The sequence below is a fragment of the Rheinheimera texasensis DSM 17496 genome, from assembly GCF_000711985.1.
Lineage (GTDB): Bacteria > Pseudomonadota > Gammaproteobacteria > Enterobacterales > Alteromonadaceae > Pararheinheimera > Pararheinheimera texasensis.
This window is the reverse complement of sequence record NZ_KL544005.1, coordinates 435444-455070: the sequence shown is the minus strand read 5'-3', so window position 1 is coordinate 455070 and position 19627 is coordinate 435444. Positions and strand designations below refer to the sequence as shown.

At 54.7% G+C, this 19627-nt stretch carries 12 protein-coding genes; 6 read left to right on the top strand and 6 right to left on the bottom strand.

The window, feature by feature from the left end:
• Window positions 1-110 precede the first annotated feature (110 nt).
• From Q399_RS0112630 to Q399_RS0112610, 5 genes are all read right to left on the bottom strand, one after another.
• Window positions 111-2039 carry a propionyl-CoA synthetase gene (locus Q399_RS0112630; protein WP_051685958.1) on the bottom strand — a complete coding sequence of 643 codons (1929 nt, stop codon included), beginning with the start codon at window positions 2037-2039 and terminating at the stop codon, window positions 111-113.
• 157 nt (window positions 2040-2196) lie between these two features.
• Complete coding sequence (locus Q399_RS0112625; protein ID WP_031568962.1) at window positions 2197-2808, bottom strand: TetR/AcrR family transcriptional regulator; 612 nt, start codon at window positions 2806-2808, stop codon at window positions 2197-2199.
• A 36-nt stretch (window positions 2809-2844) separates the two neighbouring features.
• The gene (locus Q399_RS0112620) at window positions 2845-4305 is read right to left on the bottom strand and encodes an efflux transporter outer membrane subunit (protein ID WP_031568960.1); all 1461 of its coding nucleotides are present in this window, start codon (window positions 4303-4305) and stop codon (window positions 2845-2847) included.
• A 10-nt stretch (window positions 4306-4315) separates the two neighbouring features.
• Entirely contained in the window at window positions 4316-7441 is a 3126-nt protein-coding gene (locus tag Q399_RS0112615; protein ID WP_031568959.1) for an efflux RND transporter permease subunit, read from the bottom strand.
• 12 nt (window positions 7442-7453) lie between these two features.
• Complete coding sequence (locus Q399_RS0112610) at window positions 7454-8680, bottom strand: efflux RND transporter periplasmic adaptor subunit (RefSeq protein WP_106388983.1); 1227 nt, start codon at window positions 8678-8680, stop codon at window positions 7454-7456.
• A gap of 130 nt (window positions 8681-8810) precedes the next feature.
• Between Q399_RS0112610 and Q399_RS22025 the strand changes: the two genes are divergently transcribed.
• From Q399_RS22025 to Q399_RS21600, 4 genes are all read left to right on the top strand, one after another.
• Complete coding sequence (locus Q399_RS22025; protein WP_031568957.1) at window positions 8811-9113, top strand: excalibur calcium-binding domain-containing protein; 303 nt, start codon at window positions 8811-8813, stop codon at window positions 9111-9113.
• Between the two features lie 86 nt (window positions 9114-9199).
• On the top strand, window positions 9200-11485 hold the full coding sequence (locus Q399_RS0112600) for an exonuclease domain-containing protein (protein ID WP_051685957.1): 2286 nt from the start codon (window positions 9200-9202) through the stop codon (window positions 11483-11485).
• Between the two features lie 216 nt (window positions 11486-11701).
• Window positions 11702-12142, top strand: coding sequence for a nucleoside deaminase (locus tag Q399_RS0112590; RefSeq protein WP_031568955.1), 441 nt, complete (start codon window positions 11702-11704; stop codon window positions 12140-12142).
• Window positions 12135-14567, top strand: coding sequence for a diguanylate cyclase domain-containing protein (locus Q399_RS21600; RefSeq protein WP_051685956.1), 2433 nt, complete (start codon window positions 12135-12137; stop codon window positions 14565-14567). The genes Q399_RS0112590 and Q399_RS21600 overlap by 8 nt, the downstream gene beginning before the upstream one ends.
• Before the next feature lie 63 nt (window positions 14568-14630).
• Here the strand turns inward: Q399_RS21600 and Q399_RS0112575 are convergent, their stop codons facing one another.
• A complete protein-coding gene (locus tag Q399_RS0112575; protein WP_051685955.1) occupies window positions 14631-17183 on the bottom strand; it encodes a TonB-dependent receptor in 2553 nt (850 codons plus the stop codon).
• A gap of 469 nt (window positions 17184-17652) precedes the next feature.
• Between Q399_RS0112575 and Q399_RS0112565 the strand changes: the two genes are divergently transcribed.
• A complete protein-coding gene (locus tag Q399_RS0112565; protein WP_051685954.1) occupies window positions 17653-18276 on the top strand; it encodes a c-type cytochrome in 624 nt (207 codons plus the stop codon).
• Window positions 18273-19625 (top strand): cytochrome-c peroxidase, encoded by a 1353-nt coding sequence (locus tag Q399_RS0112560; protein ID WP_051685953.1) that lies wholly within the window; start codon window positions 18273-18275, stop codon window positions 19623-19625. The genes Q399_RS0112565 and Q399_RS0112560 overlap by 4 nt, the downstream gene beginning before the upstream one ends.
• The last annotated feature ends 2 nt before the right edge of the window (window positions 19626-19627 follow it).

Below are 19627 nucleotides of genomic sequence, written 5' to 3'. Positions count from 1 at the left end.
ATTAGAAAAGGGGGAGTGTAAACCACCCTAACCGTCGTTGTTGGCGGCGACAAGTACCGAATGGATAAAATGCGATAACATTCCATTTCTGCTGGTTCAGTAGACAACCGTCACAGCTGCCCCACCAACTGTTTTTCGGCCATCAGCTGTTCGATTTCAGCCAGACACGCCGGGTCGTCGATGGTCGACGGAATACTGTATTCGCTGCCGGCGGCGATTTGCCGCAACAGCTTGCGCAGGATTTTGCCGGAGCGGGTCTTAGGTAAGCGTTTGACGATGATGGCTTTTTTAAAGCAGGCCAAAGCGCCGATTTCCTTGCGTACCATGGCTGCCAGTTCAGCTTCCAGTGTGGCTTCAGCAATACTGCTGCCGTTTTTCAGCAGCACCATGGCCAGTGGTTGCTGGCCTTTAATAGCTTCATAAATGCCAATCACACAACATTCTGCCACCGCCGGATGGCTGGCGACGATTTGTTCCATTTCGCCGGTCGACAGGCGATGGCCGGCGACGTTAATGACATCGTCGGTGCGGCCCATGACAAACAGATAGCCGTCTTCATCGAGATAACCGCCATCGCCGCTGGCGTAATAACCGGGGAAAGTGCGCAGATAACCGTCGACAAAACGTTCATCATTGCCCCAAATGGTGCTGAGGCAACCGGGCGGCAGCGGCAATTGGATGGCAATATAACCTTGTGCATTCGGGCCAAGCACAGTGCCGTCGTCACTCAAAATCTGCACCTGATAACCCGGTACCGGCACTGTGGCCGAGCCGGCTTTGGCCGGTAACAGCGCCACGCCGGCCGGATTGGCGCTAATGGCCCAGCCGGTTTCGGTTTGCCACCAGTGGTCAATCACCGGTTTACCGATTTTTTCGCTGACCCAATGGTAAGTGGCCGGGTCTAAGCGCTCGCCGGCCATAAAAATGTATTTCAGTGCCGATAAATCATAAGTTTGCAGCAGCGCGTCCGGGTCTTCTTTGCGCACGGCACGAAAGGCGGTTGGGGCGGCGAATAACACTTTGACTTTGTATTCAGCACAAAGCCGCCAGAAGGCGCCGGCGTCCGGCGTAAACACCGGTTTGCCTTCATACAAAATCGTGCTGCAGCCGGCGAATAGCGGCGCGTAGACGATATAAGAGTGGCCGACCACCCAGCCGACATCCGAAGCGGCAAAAAACACATCGCCGGGGCCGCAGTCATAAATGGTGCGCATGCTGTAACTAAGCGCGACCGCATGGCCACCGTTATCGCGCACCACACCTTTGGGTTTGCCGGTGGTGCCGGAGGTGTAGAGGATATACAGCGGATCTGTGGCTTTGACCGGCACGCAGGCGACCGGATGCGCTTGGGCCATCTCGAAGTTCCAGTCTAAGTCGCGGCCAGCTTGCATCTCTGCCGGCAACTGTTCGCGCTGGAAAATAATACAGCTGCTGACCTGATGCTGTGCCAGTTCCAGCGCTTCATCGAGCAGCGGTTTGTAGGCAATCAGCCGGTTGATTTCGATGCCACAGGAGGCGCTGACAATCACTTTTGGCGTGGCGTCATCGATACGCAGTGCCAGTTCATGCGCGGAAAAACCACCAAATACCACTGAATGCACAGCGCCAAGCCGCGCTACGGCCAGCATCGCAATTACCGCCTGCGGGATCATCGGCAGATAAATCACCACCCGGTCGCCTTTGCCGACACCTTGTTGTTGCAGCACGCCGGCAAACAGCGCCACTTCATCCAGCAGTTGCAGATAGCTGTAACTGCGTTTGCTGCCGGTCACCGGCGAGTCATAAATCAAAGCGGTTTGATTGCCGCGGCCTTGTTGCACATGGCTGTCGAGCGCCAGATAACAGCTGTTCAGCACACCATCGGCAAACCATTGGTAATGATCGGCGTCGGTTTGGCTGAGGATTTGCTTCGGGGCTTCAAACCAATCCAGCTGCGCGGCTTCGCGCTGCCAGAACTGTTCAGGCTCCGTAGCCGCCTGCTGGTGCAGTTGCTGATAACGTTGCAGTGGCAGATTTGACTGTTGAGCTGTGTTAGTCATGGCAGTGGTCCCGGCAAATGTTACTGCTGAGACTTTAGCCGTTTTTTTCAGCCGGCGAACTTAGACTTTTGGCGGGGGCAACGCTAGCGGAACTGAACCCGGCGCTTGCACCCGGTAGGGTGATAGCGATTGATTCAGAACGGCGACAACTGTTTATTCAGAACGGTGACAACAAGGTGCGCATTACCGGTTTTAACGCAAGTAACACCGTATCCCGGTCCAGCTGCGGATTCAGCACGCGGCGGATCATCAGGCCGCCAAATAGCGCAAACATCACGCTGATACGGCTGTCCAGTTCAGGCTCCGGCAGTTCGCGTACCAGACTGCTGTCACGGCGCAGCAGTTGTTTCATCAGCCGGCGCGCTTCAGTATCGGACGCCTGCAGTGATAAAGCGACTTTGTCGTTACGGGCTGCTTCGGAAATCATTTCCAGCTTTAACGCGCCTTTTTCCACATCCAGATGCTTGTCGACGCCATCTTCACAACCAATAAGCATCACGTCCATTAACAGGCCTTCCGCCTGCAAAAAACCATTAAACACGGAGAACATTTCTTCCATATCGCGCTCGATAATGGCGTCGATAATGGCTTCTTTGTTTTCAAAGTAGTTATAGATATGGCCCGGGCTCATACCGGCAGTTTTGGATATTTCCGCCATGCCGGCGCCGTGATAACCACGGCGGCGAAAACAATCTGACGCCGCGTCCAGTACTTGCAGCCGCCGGTTTTGCGCCAGTTGCGGGTCTTGTCGTCTGGTTTTGGTCGTCATGTTGTTTCCTCCGCTCGGTGTTACTTTGCTTGCGTGTTATTGCGCTGTGGTCGTGCCGGGCAGCTCCTGCCAGCCGCCACCCAGTGCTTTATAAAGCCCCAGCTGCGCTTGCAGATAATTCAGCTGTGCCGTACTCAGCTGTTGCCTTGCGCTGTACCAGCTGCGTTCGGCGTCCAGCAGTTGCAGATAACTGTCAGCACCGGCGTCATAGCGCGCCTGACTGAGCTGTTTGCTACGAAAACTACTGCGTTCCAGCTCCTGCAGCGCTTTCAGCTGTGCCTGATAGCCGGCTTTGTCAGCCAGCTGATCCGACACTTCGCGAAACGCCTGCTGAATACTGTGCTGGTAGGTTTCGAGCGCGATAGTACGGTCTGTTTCAGCCAGCTGCAAGTTGGCCTGCGTGCGACCCATATTAAAAATCGGCAGGCTGATATTCGGCACAAAGCTCCAGCTACCGCTGCCGCCGTTAAATAGACCGCTGAGTTCATTCGACGCAGTCCCGGCGCTGGCGGTCAGGCTGATGGACGGGAAAAACGCCGCCCGCGCCACGCCAATATTGGCATTGGCCGCTTTGAGCTGATGTTCTGCCTGCGCAATATCCGGTCGTTGCGTCAGCAATAACGCCGGACTGCCCGGCGCCAATTCTGGCAGCTGCAGGCTGGATGGTTGCAACGACTCTTGCGCCGTTGGCAGCCAGGCGCTGAGATCGGCACCGGGCTTGGCGAGCAGCAACTGCAGCGCGTTTAAATCACGCTGCAGCAAGCGCTGATACCGCGCCACATCGGCCTGACTGGTGGCCAGCAGGCTTTGCTGCTGGCTGAGCGTCAATTCAGACGCCGCGCCAAGCGCGACTTTACGCTCGGTCAGCTGCAGGCTTTGTTGATAACTGGCGGCGCTGTGCTCGGCCAGCGTCAGCAGCTGCAGATTGCTGGCGTAGCTGTACCAACTGCCGGCGACTTCAGCGAGCAGACTGACTTTGGCGGCCTGCTGCGCTGCTTCACCGGCAAACAGTTGTTGCAGCGCCTGTTCAGATTGATTGCGCACTTTGCCAAACAGGTCGAGCTCCCAGCTGCTGCCTACAGTCACGCTGGCTTGTTGCTGGATTGATCCACTGCCGCTTTGGCTCAGATCTGCCGGCAGCCGCTGCCGGCTTTGGCTGGCGGATAAATCCAGTGCCGGATAGCGGTTGCTGTCACTAATTTGATAAAGCGCCCGTACCCGCTCGACATTCAGCACGGCCAGTTTCAGGTCATGATTTTGTGTCAGCGCTTGTGTCAGCAGCTGCTGCAGCCGCGGCTCCTGAAAAAATGCCTGCCAGGACAGATCAGCAACTTGTGGTGCCGCTGTGTCCGCTGGCGATTGCGCATAAGCTGTCGGCACTGCGGTCGGAGCTGGCGGCAGATCCGGTGCCAACGAACATCCGGTCAAAGCAATGGCAGTCAGGACGCTCAGTGTTTTCAGCCGGAAGCTGCCGGTTTGTTTGAATTGCAATAACATGGAAAGCTCCTTAACCCTGAGTATCAGCTGCCGCTTTGGCCGGAAACAGCCGGCGCACCAGCACAAAAAACAGTGGTACAAAGACTACGGCGAGAATACTGGACGCCAGCGTGCCGCCAATCACCGAAATACCCAGCGCGTTTTGCGCACCTGAACCGGCACTGGAAGCGATGGCCAGCGGGATCACACCACAGATAAAGGCCATCGATGTCATCAGGATGGGCCGCAAGCGCAGCCGCACCGCTTCGACCGCAGCATCAACCAGGCTTAAGCCTTGTTCCATTCGCGCAATAGCAAACTCGACAATTAAAATGGCGTTTTTCGATGCCAGACCGATGGTCGTCAGCAAACCAACCTGCAGATAGATGTCGTTGGAAAGATTGCCCACCAGCGCGGCCAGTGCCGCACCGAATACACCCAACGGCACTATCATCATCACCGCAGCCGGCACTGACCAGCTGTTATATAAAGCCGCCAGACAGAGGAATACCACCAGCAACGACAAGGCATACAACATCGGGGCTTGACCACCGCTTAAGCGTTCCTGATAGGAGATGCCGGTCCATTCAAAACCAACGCCAGCCGGTAATTGTTTTACCAGTTTTTCCATTTCATCCATCGCCTGACCCGTGCTGTACCCTGGTGCCGCGGCGCCCTGAATTTCCATCGCCGCAAAGCCGTTGTAACGTTCCAGCCGCGGTGAGCCATAACTCCAGTGGCTGCTGGCAAAGGCGCTGAACGGCACCATGTCGCCTTTGCTGTTACGCACATACCATTTGCTTAAGTCTTCCGGTGCCATCCGGCTGTCGGCTGCACCTTGCAGGAAGACTTTTTTCACTCGGCCGCGGTCAATGAAATCATTGACATAGCTGCTGCCCCAGGCGGTTGCCAGCGTACTGTTGATATTGGCCTGACTGACGCCCAGCGCTTCGGCTTTGGCTAAATCGATGTCGAGTTTCAGCTCCGGCGTATCTTCCTGGCCATTCGGCCGCACCCCGGCGAGCACCGGGCTCTTTGCTGCCATGCCGAGCAGCATATTGCGCGCCTGCAGCAGTTGGTCGTGACCAAGACCAGCACGGTCCTGCAGATAGATGTTAAAGCCGTTGGCAGTGCCCAGTTCCACCACGGCCGGTGGTGGGAACGCAAAGACAAAAGCTTCTTTGATGGTGGCGAAATAACCCATGGCTTTGCCGGCAACGGCGCCGACATGCAGGTCCGGCCGCTGCCGTTCATCCCAGTGCTTCAGATTGACAAAACCGATGGCGGCGTTTTGACCGGAACCGGCAAAACTAAAGCCTGCCACAGTGAAAATCGACTTCACAGCTTCTTGTTGGTCGACCAGGAAGTGCTGCTCCATTTTTTCGACGACGCCCAGCGTTTGCTCTGTGGTGCTGCCAGCCGGTAAAACTACCTGATTAAACAAAATGCCCTGATCTTCATCCGGTAAAAAGGCTGACGGTAACTGGCTGAATACATACAGTAAACCGCCTAAAATCACGCCGTACACCAGCAGGTATCGTTTGCTTTGTGCAATCATCCGCGCGACATAACTCTGGGTGCCCTGATTGGTTTTATCAAAACCGCGGTTAAAGCCACCAAAGAACCGGCCGGAAAGCGAGCCAGGGTTTGGTACGTGGCTCGGTTTTAACAAAGTGGCACAGAGCGCCGGCGTTAAAATCAGCGCCACCAGCACCGACAGCGCCATCGCTGAGACCAATGTGATAGAGAACTGGCGGTAAATCACGCCGGTAGAACCACCAAAAAACGCCATCGGCACAAACACTGCCGACAGCACCATGGCGATACCGACCAAAGCACCTTTGATTTCGTCCATTGATTTGCGGGTGGCCGCAAGCGGTGACAGTTTTTCTTCGGTCATCACCCGTTCGACGTTTTCCACTACGACAATAGCGTCATCGACCAGCAAACCTATCGCCAATACCATCGCAAACATGGTCAGGGTATTAATCGAATAACCAAAGGCATACAGGATAGCGAAAGTGCCAAGCAGCACCACAGGCACCGCGATAGTGGGAATAAGCGTGGCGCGGAAGTTCTGTAAAAACAGATACATCACTAAAAACACCAGTACCACTGCTTCAATCAGCGTATGCACCACTTTTTCAATTGATAAAGACACAAAAGGCGTGGTGTCGTATGGCACGACCGCTTTGAGACCGGCCGGGAAATAAGGCGTTAAATCAGCCAGCGCCTGTTTGACGCCGTCGGCGGTATTGAGCGCATTGGCGCCACTGGCCAGTTTGATACCGATCCCCGAGGCTGGTTTGCCGTTATAACGCGCCACCACGTTGTAGCTTTCACCGCCAAGCTCAACGGTCGCGACGTCACTTAACCGCACTGTGCTGCCATCCGCCGCACTTTTCAGCAAAATATTGCGGAACTGCTCCGGCGTTTGCAGCCGGCTTTGTGCAGTGACAGTGGCATTCAGTTGCTGGCCTTGTGCGGCTGGTAATCCACCGAGCTGACCGGCTGACACCTGAGCGTTTTGCGCCACAATGGCGTTGCTTACATCAGCTGGCGTCAGTTTAAAGTTTTGCAGTTTGGCCGGGTCCAGCCAAATACGCATCGCATATTGCGAGCCGAATAACTGCACTTCACCGACACCTTCGACGCGCGAGATAATGTCCTGCACGTTGGACGCGACATAATCGCCGATGTCGATGTTGGTCATGCTGCCGTCTTCTGAGACAAAACCCACCACCATCAGGAAGTTACGTGCGGACTTCGCCACAGTCACACCCTGACGCTGTACTTCCTGCGGTAACAGTGGGGTCGCCAGTGCCAGTTTGTTCTGTACCTGAACCTGGGCGATATCCGGGTCTGTTTCGGCATTAAACGTCAGCGTCAGCGTGACCTGACCGCTCGACTCCGACGTCGATGACATATACATCAGGCCATCGAGGCCTTTCATTTTCTGTTCAATCACCTGGGTGACGGTGTCTTCCAGCGTGCGGGCGGAGGCGCCCGGATAACTGGCGCTGACGCTAATCGCCGGCGGCGCAATCGAAGGGTACTGCGCGACGGGCAGGGCGCGGATCGCCAGCACACCGGCCAGCATCACCATAATGGCCAGTGCCCAGGCAAAAATCGGTCTGTTAATAAAAAAATGCGACATCAAACACCTCGCTTAACGGGATGCAGCCGGCGCTGCCTGGGCAGAACCTTTGCTGTCAGTAGTTGCAGCAGCTGACGTGACTGCAGTGGAAGTCGCAGGCACCGCCTGCACCACAGCGCCCGGCCGTACTTTTTGCAGGCCTTCTACAATCAGCTGGTCACCATCATTCAGGCCGGCGGTCACTAACCAGTTACTGCCGATAGTGCGGTTAGTTTGCAGGACTCTCGGTTCGACTTTGCCGTCCTTGCTGACCACCAGTGCTGTGGCTTCGCCTTTTACATTGCGGCTGACACCACGTTGCGGCACCAGCATGGCATTGGCCTGCTGGCCTTCCTGCACTGTGGCGCGCACATACATGCCCGGCAGCAGCAGCTGGTCCGGGTTCGGGAAGCTGGCGCGCAGCGTGACAGAGCCGGTATCCGGATTCACCGTCACTTCGCTAAATTGCAGTGTGCCTTTGTGGGCGTAGGTGCTGCCATCTTCCAGCGTCAGACTGACTTCAGTCTGCGTAGCCGCCTGGCCAATCGTGCCTTTGGCCAGTGCTTGTTTCAGCGCCAGCAGTTCGCTGCTTGATTGCGTTAAATCGATGTAGATAGGGTCAAGTTGCGTCACAGTCGCCAGTGCCTGGCTTTGACCGCTGCTGACCAGCGCGCCGGTGGTGACAGTCGATTTGCCAATCTGGCCAGTGATAGGCGCCAGCACTTTGCTGTAGCTCAGATTAATTTGTGCGCTGTTGATTTGTGCCTTGGCACTTTGTAACTCGGCCTGAGCCTGCAGATATGCGGCTTCGGCTTCATCAAAATCCTGCCGGCTGACGGCTTTGATTTTCAGCAGTTCGCGGTAACGTTCGGCTTTGGCTTTGCTGCTGGCGATATTGGCTTTGGCCTTGGCTTCTGCCGCTTTGGCGCTTAATAAAGCAGCTTCAAAGGGCGCCGGGTCAATCTGATACAAAGCGGTACCGGTAGCGACTGTGCTGCCTTCGGTGAAGTGGCGAGCCAGCACAATGCCGCTGACCTGTGGCCTGATCTCAGCAATTTGCGCGGCCTGTACCCGGCCTGGTAATTCACGGCTTAATGTCACGTCCTGTGCCTTCAGGCTGACGACCCCGACGGGCACCACGGCCGGGCCAGCACCTTGTGCTGCTGGCGCAGGCTGGCCACAGGCGGACAAAAATAAGGCGCTGGCGAGCAAGGTCACAGCGCTTGGCAGCAGAGGTTGGGAACGACGAATAGGCTGCATGGGATGATCTCCAAATTAGAGTGAACGTTCATTCTAATTTGTGCTGCTGAAAAAATCAACGTCGGGAATTGTCAGGATTGGGTAAATGTTGCATAAAGAAACTTAACACGCCCTAAAAAAGGAACTTGTGATGCTGAACAAATTGTTAGTGCTGGTGGTATTGATTGGCTGCTGGCAATGGTGGCAACGCACACAAACCGTGGCGCCAATGCCAGAACCGCTGCCGGTATCGGAATCGCTTCCTATGCCGGTTGAGGCAGTGCCGGCAGAGACTCAGCTGCAATTAAACCAGAGCTTTCAGTGTGATGGCCGGCAACATTGCAGTCAGATGCGCTCCAGAGCTGAAGCTGAGTTTTTTGTTGCCAATTGTCCGAATACTAAATTGGATGGCGACCGTGATGGCATTCCCTGTGAAAATGACACGCGTTGGTAATAGTCAGTTATTGCTGAAAGGCTGTTTGTTTATCCAGTGGTGGATTTGCTACAGTAATGCTTTCCTCACCTGAACCGGATAAGTTGATGCCTGCGCCTGTTGTGTTACCGCCGGATTATTACCTAAAGCATTTCGCTGAGTTTTTACTGCGTATCGAAGCGCAGTACGCCGGGTTGCTTGGCGCGGTGGAGCTGCAATTTATCGCGGATTTTCGTGCTTTACAGCCGGATGCGCAGCGGCTGTGGCTGCGAATGCTTAGTCGCAAGGGCAGGGTTTTTGCGCTGACTGACCTGCAATACAGCGAAATCAGCGACCAGCGCGCTGCGACCATGCAGCTGCTCAATAGCGGTTTTGCCGCGCGGCCTGCACAAGAAGCCGATCTCGCCAATTGGCTGCTCAAAGCCAATAAACAGCAGCTGACGGATTTGCTGCAAGTGGGCCTGGCGCAGGGGCTGTTGGCGCAACTCCCGAAAAAATCTGCCGATAAGGCCACATTGCAGCAAGCCGTCACGGACGCGGATTTACTGCAGCCACAGTGGCTGGCAGCGAGCGGCGACTGGCTGGCACTGCGTCAGACTGAGCCTTTGCAGTATTTGTTGTTTTTATTTTTTGGCCGCATCGAAACCGATTTATCTGCGTTTACGCTGCGCGATTTAGGCGTGGTCGCCACCGGCGGTTTGCGTGGTAGCGCCGTGTCTGCTGGCTCAGAACAAAGCGCAGGCGAGCCGCTGTATCTGGCACGTTTTCTTGATGTCGCTACCGCTCAGGCGGCTTATGCTTATGCCCGGTTAAAAGCGGGTTTGCGTGAGGCATTACCGCGCAAAAACAGTCTGCTGACCAAAGAGCAACTGCTGCAATGGCAGCAGGATGCGTTGTCGTGGCCCGAGCCATTAGATGACCGCACAGTGCTTGTACGGGAAAAGCTCTGCGAAGCCCTAGGCCGGCAGGCGGAACGCTTAAGTGAGCCAGAACTGGCGATTGACTGGTATCTGGCCGGGGGCGGTTATCCGGCATCTGAGCGTCTGATGCGGCTTTATCACAAGCTTGGCCAGCGCGATAAGCTCGACGCTTTACTGACTCAAATGCAAACAGAACCCTGTTGTGACGAAGAATTTTATCTGGCACAGGATTTCAGCCGCCGGGTGCTAAAACAAAGCCGTATCACCGATACCACGCATTTATTGCAACAGGCCGCAGTGCTGACGCTGGACGAACTCTGGGCCAATGCACCGGAGCAAGGGGCATTGCAATACTACCGGCAGCAGGGCTATCAGGCTGAGCATCTGGAGAATAACCTGTGGCTGGCGCTGTTTGGTTTATTGCTGTGGCCGCACCTATTCGAAGCCGCCGACAGCAGTATCCATAACGAATTTGAGCGCCGGCCTCGAGATTTAACTACACCGGCGTTTTATCAGCGCCACGGCGCCGCGATTGAAGCGCAGCTGGCACTGTTAGACAACAAAGCTGCGGCTTGCCGTTATTTGCTGGCGCAAAGCACCCGACACTATGGCAAACACAACGCAATTTTCAGCTGGTATCCGGAGCTGGCCCGGCCTCTGCTGGCGTTGGTGCAAGCCGCGCCGGCCGGCGCTTTGGCTGTTGTACTGAGAAAAATGGCCCAGGATTTTCGCCGTCACAGCAGTGGTTATCCGGACCTGATGCTATGGCGTGACGGTGAGAGTCTTGATGAAGTGCAGGAGCTGCGATTTATCGAAATCAAAGCCCCGGGCGACAGTGTGCGCCGTAACCAATTAAGCCGGCTGCGTAGCCTGCGTGAGCTGGGCTTTGATGTCCGACTGGAGCGGGTCAAATGGGTACTGGACCCGGCGCGAATTTACGCGGTGATCGACGTCGAAACCACCGGCGGCACAGCAGGCAATGACCGGGTCACCGAAATTGGTCTGGTTAAGCTGCAGTATGGCCGCGAAATAACCCGCTATTCGACGCTGATTAACCCACAGCGGCGTATTCCGGCTTTTATCAGTAAGCTGACTGGCATCAGCGATGCCATGGTTGCGACGGCGCCGGTTTTTGCCGATATCGCGGCAGAGCTGTGGCAGCAGCTGCAGGGCTGTATCTTTGTCGCGCATAATGTGCGGTTTGATTATGGTTTTATCCGCGCCGAATTTGCCCGCTGTGGCTATCAGCTGCAATTACCACAGCTTTGCACTGTGGTGGAAAGCCGGCGCTATTTCCCGGGTTTGGCTTCTTATAGCCTCGGCAATCTGGCGACACATTTTGGTATTGAGCTGAAACAGCATCACCGCGCTTTAGCTGATGCCGCAGCAACAGCCGAATTGCTGTTGCTGATTAATGAAAGAAGGGCTGTGAACCTGTCAAGACCGGAGATTTCAGAGCTGCTAATACCTTGATATGTGGATACCTATCAGTTAACAGCTAGCCCATCTGATGTGTCAGGGCATGGTTTATCTGCAAGATACCGCACAATACAAAGTCACTCTGCGCGGCGCTGTGGCTGTGATTGATACCGACAGTATTTAGTTTGGCTTTTTCTGCAGCAGCCTTGACGGCAAGCCGTTGACGGCACAGGCTTAATCTTCCTCTCCTTATTGCAGCGGGATTCTGATATGTCTGATCCGTTTATGCAGGCTGCCATCGCTGAAGCCGAACTGGGCCTGGCCGAGGGCGGTATTCCGATTGGCTCAGTGTTGGTGATTGACGGCCAAATCGTTGGACGTGGTCATAACCAGCGGGTGCAAAAAGGTAGCTGTACTTTACACGCCGAAATGGATTGCCTGGAAAATGCCGGCCGGCTCAAAGCGGCCGATTATCGCCGCGCCGTGTTGTATTCGACTTTATCACCCTGTGATATGTGCAGTGGCACAGTGTTGCTTTACGGTATTCCCAAGGTGGTCATTGGTGAAAATCAGACGTTTCAGGGCCCGGAAGCTTACCTGCAAAGTCGGGGCGTTGAACTGATTAATCTGCAGGATGAACGATGTAAGACATTGATGCAGCAGTTTATTGCGGAACGTCCAGCTTTATGGTTCGAGGATATCGGTGAGTAGCCGCTTCTGCTGGGCGCTGTTGTTGCTGTGCTGGCCGGCCGAATTGTTATTCGCGGCTGAAAAAGTGCGGCTGCAGCTGAAATGGCAACATGGGTTTCAGTTTGCCGGTTATTACGCAGCGCAGCAGCAGGGCTATTACGCCGAAGCCGGACTGAAAGTAGAGCTGGTCGCTGCAACGCCCAAGTTGCAGGTGGTCGATGAAGTACTATCCGGCCGGGCACAGTTTGGTGTGGGCACCAGTGCTTTGTTGCTTGATTACGCCAAAGGCCGTGACGTACGGCTCATTGCCAATATATTTCAGCATTCAGCGTTGGTGTTACTGACCAAAGCAAATGGCGTAGTGCCGGATTTGCAATTGCTACGCGGCCAAAAAATTCTGTTGGAAACCGGCGCCGATGAACTACGTGCCTATTTAAGTCGCGAAGGCCTGACCGGGCAGGATTATCTGCTGATTGAACATGAAACCTCTATTCCGGATTTGCTGAATGGCGAAGCCGCCGCGATTTCGGCATACAGCACCTATGAACCGCTGATCTTGCAGCAAGCCGGGATTGCTTATCATCAGTTTTCCCCGCGCAGTGCCGGCATTGATTTCTATGGTGATAATCTTTTCACCAGCAACAAGTTATGGCTTAAAAATCCCAAGCTGGTGGAAAAGTTCCGTGCCGCCAGCCTGCGGGGCTGGTCTTATGCCATGCAGCATCCGGCGGAAGTTATTGCTTACATGCAGCAACATTACCCGTCTGGCAGCAGCACAGCACTATTACTGGCGGAAGCCGCTGCAATGCAGCCGCTGCTGCAGACCGACCTGATTGCGCCTGGCTATATCAATCCGGATCGCTGGCTCCATATTGCCGAAGTCTATCAGCAGCAGGGGTTGCTGAGCTTGGTACCGGACCTGGATAATTTTTTGTTTCAGGCCAGTACGCCAATAGACCTGACTTGGGTACTGATTGCGCTACTGGTGCTACTCGGTTTACTACTGGCGCTGGCGCTGCTGGCTTATATCACACAGGTCAACCGGCGGCTGCATCAGTTGCTGGCACAAAAACGTCAACAACAAAGCTGGCAGCATATCCGTAGTCAGATTTTGCAGCAGATGCTCAGGGATGAAACGGCGCCAAATGAGCTGATGACCACAGTGCTGCAGTTATTGCAGCAATTTCGCCCGTCGTACCACCCGATTTTGTTATTGGACAGGCCCAAAGACCTGCCGCAGATCATTCATGTCGACCTGTGCGCCGCAGGCTGGGCGGAGATCCAACGGCGGATTGAGATCTTTGGCGATGATTGCGATACGCCGGGCCTGAATTTACTGCGGGTGCCGCAACTGGGGAAACCCAGCCCGGCATTTACCGACGTGCCGGCCGGACAGCTGCAATTCTGTGCTTTTCCGCTACAGGGAGACTGCAGTCAAATCCCTGGTGTGTTGCTGGTGTGGCAGGCGGCAACTTTTACTGCACAGGATTTTGATGTGCTGAGTGATGTTGGTTCGATGGTGGCTATCGCGCTGGAGCGCCAGCGCGACCGTGAGGCACTGCGCCAGAGTGAGGCACGGCACCGGCTGTTGACTGACAATGCCAGTGATGTGATCTGGACTATGGACCTGTCCGGCAATATCACTTATGTCAGCCCTTCAGTGGAGCGCCACCGCGGCTTTACCGCCGAAGAAGCAATGCGCCAGCATGTCACTGAAGCGTTGACGCCGGAATCCGCTGAGCTGGTTTTTAATCAAATGCGTCAGGCACGTGCGGCCGTAGAAGCCGGACTGGCTTATCCTGAGTTCGTGGCAGATTTGGAACAACCGCACAAAAACGGTGGCACGGTCTGGAGTGAGGTGAAAACCGCCGGTATTTATAACGAAGCCGGTGAGTTTATCGCCATTGTCGGGGTGGCGCGTGATCTGACCGAACGGCGTAAAACTGAACAGCAGATGCGCTATATGGCGCAGCACGACAGCCTGACCAGCTTACCCAACCGCGCGCTGTTTATGGACCGGCTGCAGCAGGCACTGACTTATTGCAGCCGGCATCAGCGCCAGCTGGCCGTGTTGCTGCTGGATCTGAATAAATTCAAGCCGGTCAATGACGAATATGGCCATGCCGCTGGTGATGAACTGCTCAAAGCCATCGCAGAGCGGCTACGCAAATTATTGCGGGCCTCTGATACAGTAGCTCGGCTCGGTGGTGATGAGTTTGTTGTGTTGTTGCCACAGCTCGAGTCGCCGCAGGAAGTCAGTCAGGTCAGCAGCAAAATCACACAGGCATTGGCGGAACCTTTTGCCCTCAGCATGGCGACAGTGCTGATTGGCTGCAGTATCGGTCAGGCGTTATTTCCGGATGACGGCTCAGACGCGGATCAACTCATTCGCATCGCCGATGAGCGGATGTATCAGCAAAAACAGCTGCGGCATGCCGGGCGCTGATAGGAAAAAACCTGTAGCAGCAAGGGGAGAGCGCGCTGCCACAGGTTACAGGTTAAAACCCGGTTAGAACTGATATTTCACTTCCACACCTGCGGTGCGTGGTGGATTCAGTGAGGTAATTGGCGTGCCGAGCACTGCGGCGGCGAAGCCGCCGATACCGCCGGTTGTTTCGTTATTTGTTAGGTTTTTGCCAAACACTGCAACTTCCCAATGGTCGCTGTTGCTTTGCCAGCTGATGCGCGCATTGAGGTTTTTTGTATCGGCAAAATAAGCCGGAATTTGTCTGGCGATCGCCAGAATATCCGGGTCGTCGGCGCGGGTGTTTTCTTCGTACACATAGTCAACATGGACTTTCCATTGACCATCGCCAAAAGCCCAGTCCGGTGTGACCCAGTCCGGTGTCCAGTCGGCGGTCAGGGTGTAGGCATCGGCGCTGGAATCTTTTTCGGTGTCGGTGACTAAGTCGCCGTCGCCGTTATAAAACTGCTCCCAGTTGGATTCGGTTTTACGATACTCCGTCACCAGGCCTAATTTCAGTGCGGACGTGGCTTGCCAGTCGATGATCAGCTCCATGCCGCGGATATCCTGATCACCGTTGATGATGATTGGCACTGCGACACCATCACCCGGCCTTTTGCTGCTTACTGAGCGTTGCCGATCGGTTAGGTCCATATTATAAATCGAGGTTTGCAGCCGCACGTTTTGCCACAGTTCCGCTTTGTACCCCAGTTCAATATTTTTCACTGCTTCCGGCGCATAAGGATTGGCGGCAGATGCAGGGTCTAATGAATCATAACCACCTGATTTATATCCTGTTGAGTAGGATAAAAACCACAGCTGATCGGCATCCGGCTGGAAGCGCACCACACCGCGTCCGGTCAGTTTGCTCCAGTCTTTGCTGGCTTTGAGGTTGGTCACCAGCGGGAATAAAAACTCGGTCAGGCTTGGCAGCGACGCGCCAAACGAGCGTTCGCGGATATCCCAGCTGAAATCTTTTTCATCGCGGCTGTAACGCAGACCACCGGTAAAGCCCCATTGGTCGTTGTACTGATAGTCGACGTCGGAATAGATGCCATAAGAGTTAAAGACGCCATTGTTGACGATATCTTCACTCCACATTTTACCGGCATTGGAGGGGCCAAAAATTTCAGCAATGCCGAGACCACCGCCAATCAGCTGATAAGTCAGATCGCCGGTGGCGCTGATGGCAGCGGCCAGTTCCGGACTAAATGGCGCTGCGCCTAACTGTTGCAGCAGGCCGGCGACAGAAGGGTCGACCATCGCCAGAATACTCAGCACATTGGCCCAGTCGGCCGGTTTCCAGATATGGTCAATCGGCAGGCCCATCTGACCCAGCGCTTCAGCCGGAACGCCAGCTTGCATCAGGGCACCACCGAGCATCTGGTTCAGGTTATCGCTGGTCAGCCGTGCGATCGTATCTGCAGTGATATCCAGCGTAGTGGTCTGATGCACGTTTTCTTTGCTGTAAGTAATACCGCCGACATAGTTCAGCTTGTCGTGGCTGTAGTTAATTTGCAGCTCGTTGTAAAAAATGTCCGAATCTTCAAAGTTGATGGTATCGAGATAACGGGTTTTGTCGGCGGTGCCGTCAGCATCGTCACGGCCGGATACTTGCCATTGCCGTTTGCTGGAAATGAGTTTGCCAGACCAGTCACTGTTAAATTCATGATTGATTTTTAACGTCCACGCATCCATGTCGCGCCGCTCGTGGCCGTCTATCACATCGTTTTCAATGGTGCGGTCCAGCGGGTTCATGCTGTAGGCATAAGGGCTAAGGCCGATGGCTGGCGAATAGCCCTGGTCCATGTCGTCATAGTCATAACTGAACTGGACTTTGGTGCTTTGGCTGGGGGTCCACAGTGCGGCGATGCGGGCGGCCTGATGGTTGGCGTTGCCGAGCTCCTCACCCTGATAGTCTTTATAAACGTTGTCGATGTAACTGTCGCGCTGGTTCGACAATGCGTTGATACGCACCGCAAACTGGTCAGACAGTGACGTATTCGCCATGCCCTCAAAGCGCTGTAGGCCATAATCGCCGAGCGTGGCTTTGATAAAAGCTTCCTCGGTATGCTCGGGGGCGTTTGGCACCATACTGACTACACCGGCCGCCGCGTTTTTACCAAACAAAGTGCCTTGCGGGCCTTTTAAAATTTCGATGCGCTGCATGTCGGCAAACAACACACTTTGCGCCGCGCGCGGCAGATACACATCATCATAGAAAATTGCCACCGAAGGGTCACCGCCGGTGCTGATGTTAGAACTCGATACGCCGCGCATCGTTGCTGTCGCCTGCGCCACAGCGTCTTTACTGAATTTAAAACCCGGCGTGTAGTCGGCGATATCGCCAAGCAGCACTGAGTTGGTTTCTTCTAAATCTTTGGCCGAGATCGAATCGATTGCGACCGGCACTTCCATCAGGTTTTGCACGCGTTTTTGTGCCGTGACTGTCATCACTTCGATTTGAGAGTCTGGGTTTTTGTCATTGTTTTGTTGTTCTAACGCGTTGCCGGCCTGGCTATACAGCGCACTGCTGCAGACCAGACCGATGTAAAACGCGAGGGGCGTCTTCCTGTGTTGCTTGTTCACACCTGTCATCTCTGTTCTCCGGATTATTTTAGTTATGGTCGGCAGATACCGGTCTGCCTTGCTGGGCGTCTGGAACTGTTTTTGAGACAGAACCAGTGCACCAGCCGCTTAGCCGATAATATCGACGCGCAGGTTGAACGCAACACAGGCCCAAGCGCCCTGATTGCTGAGCGAAGCTATGCTCCGACATTGTGCATAGTTGTTCTGAGGAACAGGCTTATTGTCTGGATGCCAGATTTGGCGTGCCTTGTAGCCTGATGTTTATTTGTAGTGTGTAACACTTTTCAGTTGTTACTGAAGACCAGAACCGCTGTTTTTGCGCTCAGGTTTTGTACACTTTTGTACACTATTTTGTTTGCTGCCTGCCCTGCGCCGACGCACCCTACAAACATCCAAGTTGAACCCACAGCATGTTGTAAAACAGCCATATCTTCCGGGCTTGTTGTGACTGAGGGTCTGAACCGATGCAGGAGTTCGTGTGAAATTACAGATGGGTGCAGGTGTGCTGCTACTGGCGCTCAGCGCAGTCGCGCAGGGCGCTGACACGCCGGTTCCGGCAGTATTAAGCGTGTGTCAAAGCTGCCATCAGGCTGATGGGGGCGGCAATCCGGCTTTTGGGGCACCGGCACTGGCCGGGCAGCAACAGGCGTATTTGCTCAGACAATTGCAGCATTTTCAATCTGGAATCCGCGGCAGCCATCCCGATGATAACTTTGGTGCCCAAATGCAGGCTGCTTTGCCCAAGCAACTCAATCAAGCCGAATTAACTGCGTTGGCCAGTTATTTCGCGGCACTCCCGGCGGTGCCGGCAGCCGTCGAGCCTGCCACAGCCCAGCAAGTCGATCGGGGCCGCAAACTTTATATCAACAGTTGTGGCGCTTGCCACGGGGCCAAAGCTGAGGGTGTGAGTGCCCTCAATGCACCTGCGCTGAAACCGCTGGCGGCTGATTATCAGTTGCGGCAGTTGCAACATTTCCGGGCCGGTATTCGTGGTACTGACGCGACAGATAAACCCGGTCGCCAAATGGCGCGGATGGCACAGACACTGAAATCTGAGCAGGATATGCTTGATATTCTGCATTACATCGGCGCCTTACCATGACATTGTCAGGGCCGCCGCTGAAACAACCCTGGTCGCAGTATCTTGCTACCTTGTTGCGCAATAAATGGAGTCTGCGTCTGCAGTTGATAATCGCCTGCGTATTGGTGCTACTGGCGATAATGCAACCGGCACAGGCGCTGACAAGGTTGTTGGGCCTGCCAGTTGACAGCGTCGAATTTGACGGCGGTGGTACAATTGCACTGGCAAAAAACTGTCCTCCAAGTTTTGAGCTGGTCGGCCAGCAGTGCAAACTGGTGAATCTGTATCAGCAATATGATTCGCTGCAAAACAAAGGCGTGGGCGGCACTAAAACCGCGCTGCCGGCGGCACGCGATGGCTTTAGCCCCCAACAAATTGACCTTGGCCGCTTTCTGTTTTTTGACCCGCTTTTATCTGCCAATAAACAACAAGCCTGCGCCAGCTGCCATCAGCCGGACAAAGGCTTTACCGATGGCAAAGCCGTCAGTACCGGTGCTTTTGGCCTGCAGGGCAAACGTAGCGCGCCGACTTTATGGAACGTCGGATTCTTACAAAAGCTGTTTTGGGATGGCCGTAGTCCAAGCCTCGAACAACAAGCCGCCGGGCCTTTGTTTGCGCCCGATGAAATGGCCAATACACCAGAAAAACTGCTGCATGATTTAAATGCCAATGCGGTGTATCCACGTTTGTTCGCCGACGCTTTTGGCCAAAAGGGGCCAATTGAGCTGCCACAAGTGGTCACGGCACTTGCCGCTTTTCAAAGTTCGTTAATTTCGCTCAATAGCCGCTACGACCACTATGCGCACGGTTTTCATCAGGCGTTAAATGAGACTGAAATCAAAGGCATGAACGTGTTTCGCTCTTTTGTTGCCCGCTGCGCCGAATGCCACACTCCACCTTTATTTACCAACCAGCAAATTGCTGTGATTGGTACGCCGGAGCCGGAAGGCCGGCCTTTTGATGTTGGAGCAGGCACTACCGAGGAAACGGCGAAATTACGCGGTGGTTTTAAAGTGCCGACGCTACGGAATGTCGCGCTGACCGCGCCTTATATGCACTCAGGTCGTTTTGCCACGTTAGAGGAAGCGGCAGAGTTCTACAGCAAAGGCCGTGGTCATGCCGTGCCTAAAGACGAGAACCTGTTGATCCACTGGCATATCTGGGAGCCGAAACTCACTGCCGAAGAAAACCGGCAGATTGCGGCTTTTTTACAGACCTTAACCGATCAAAGCCTGAGCCCGCAGATCCCCGTTGCTTTGCCGTCCGGCCTGCCTTTACCGGAAGAATTACGGCCAGTTGCAGCTCAGACAACCCCCTCACAACATCCAACCAGCCAGTCGGACGATATGGCGACGAACGCGGAGAAATAACA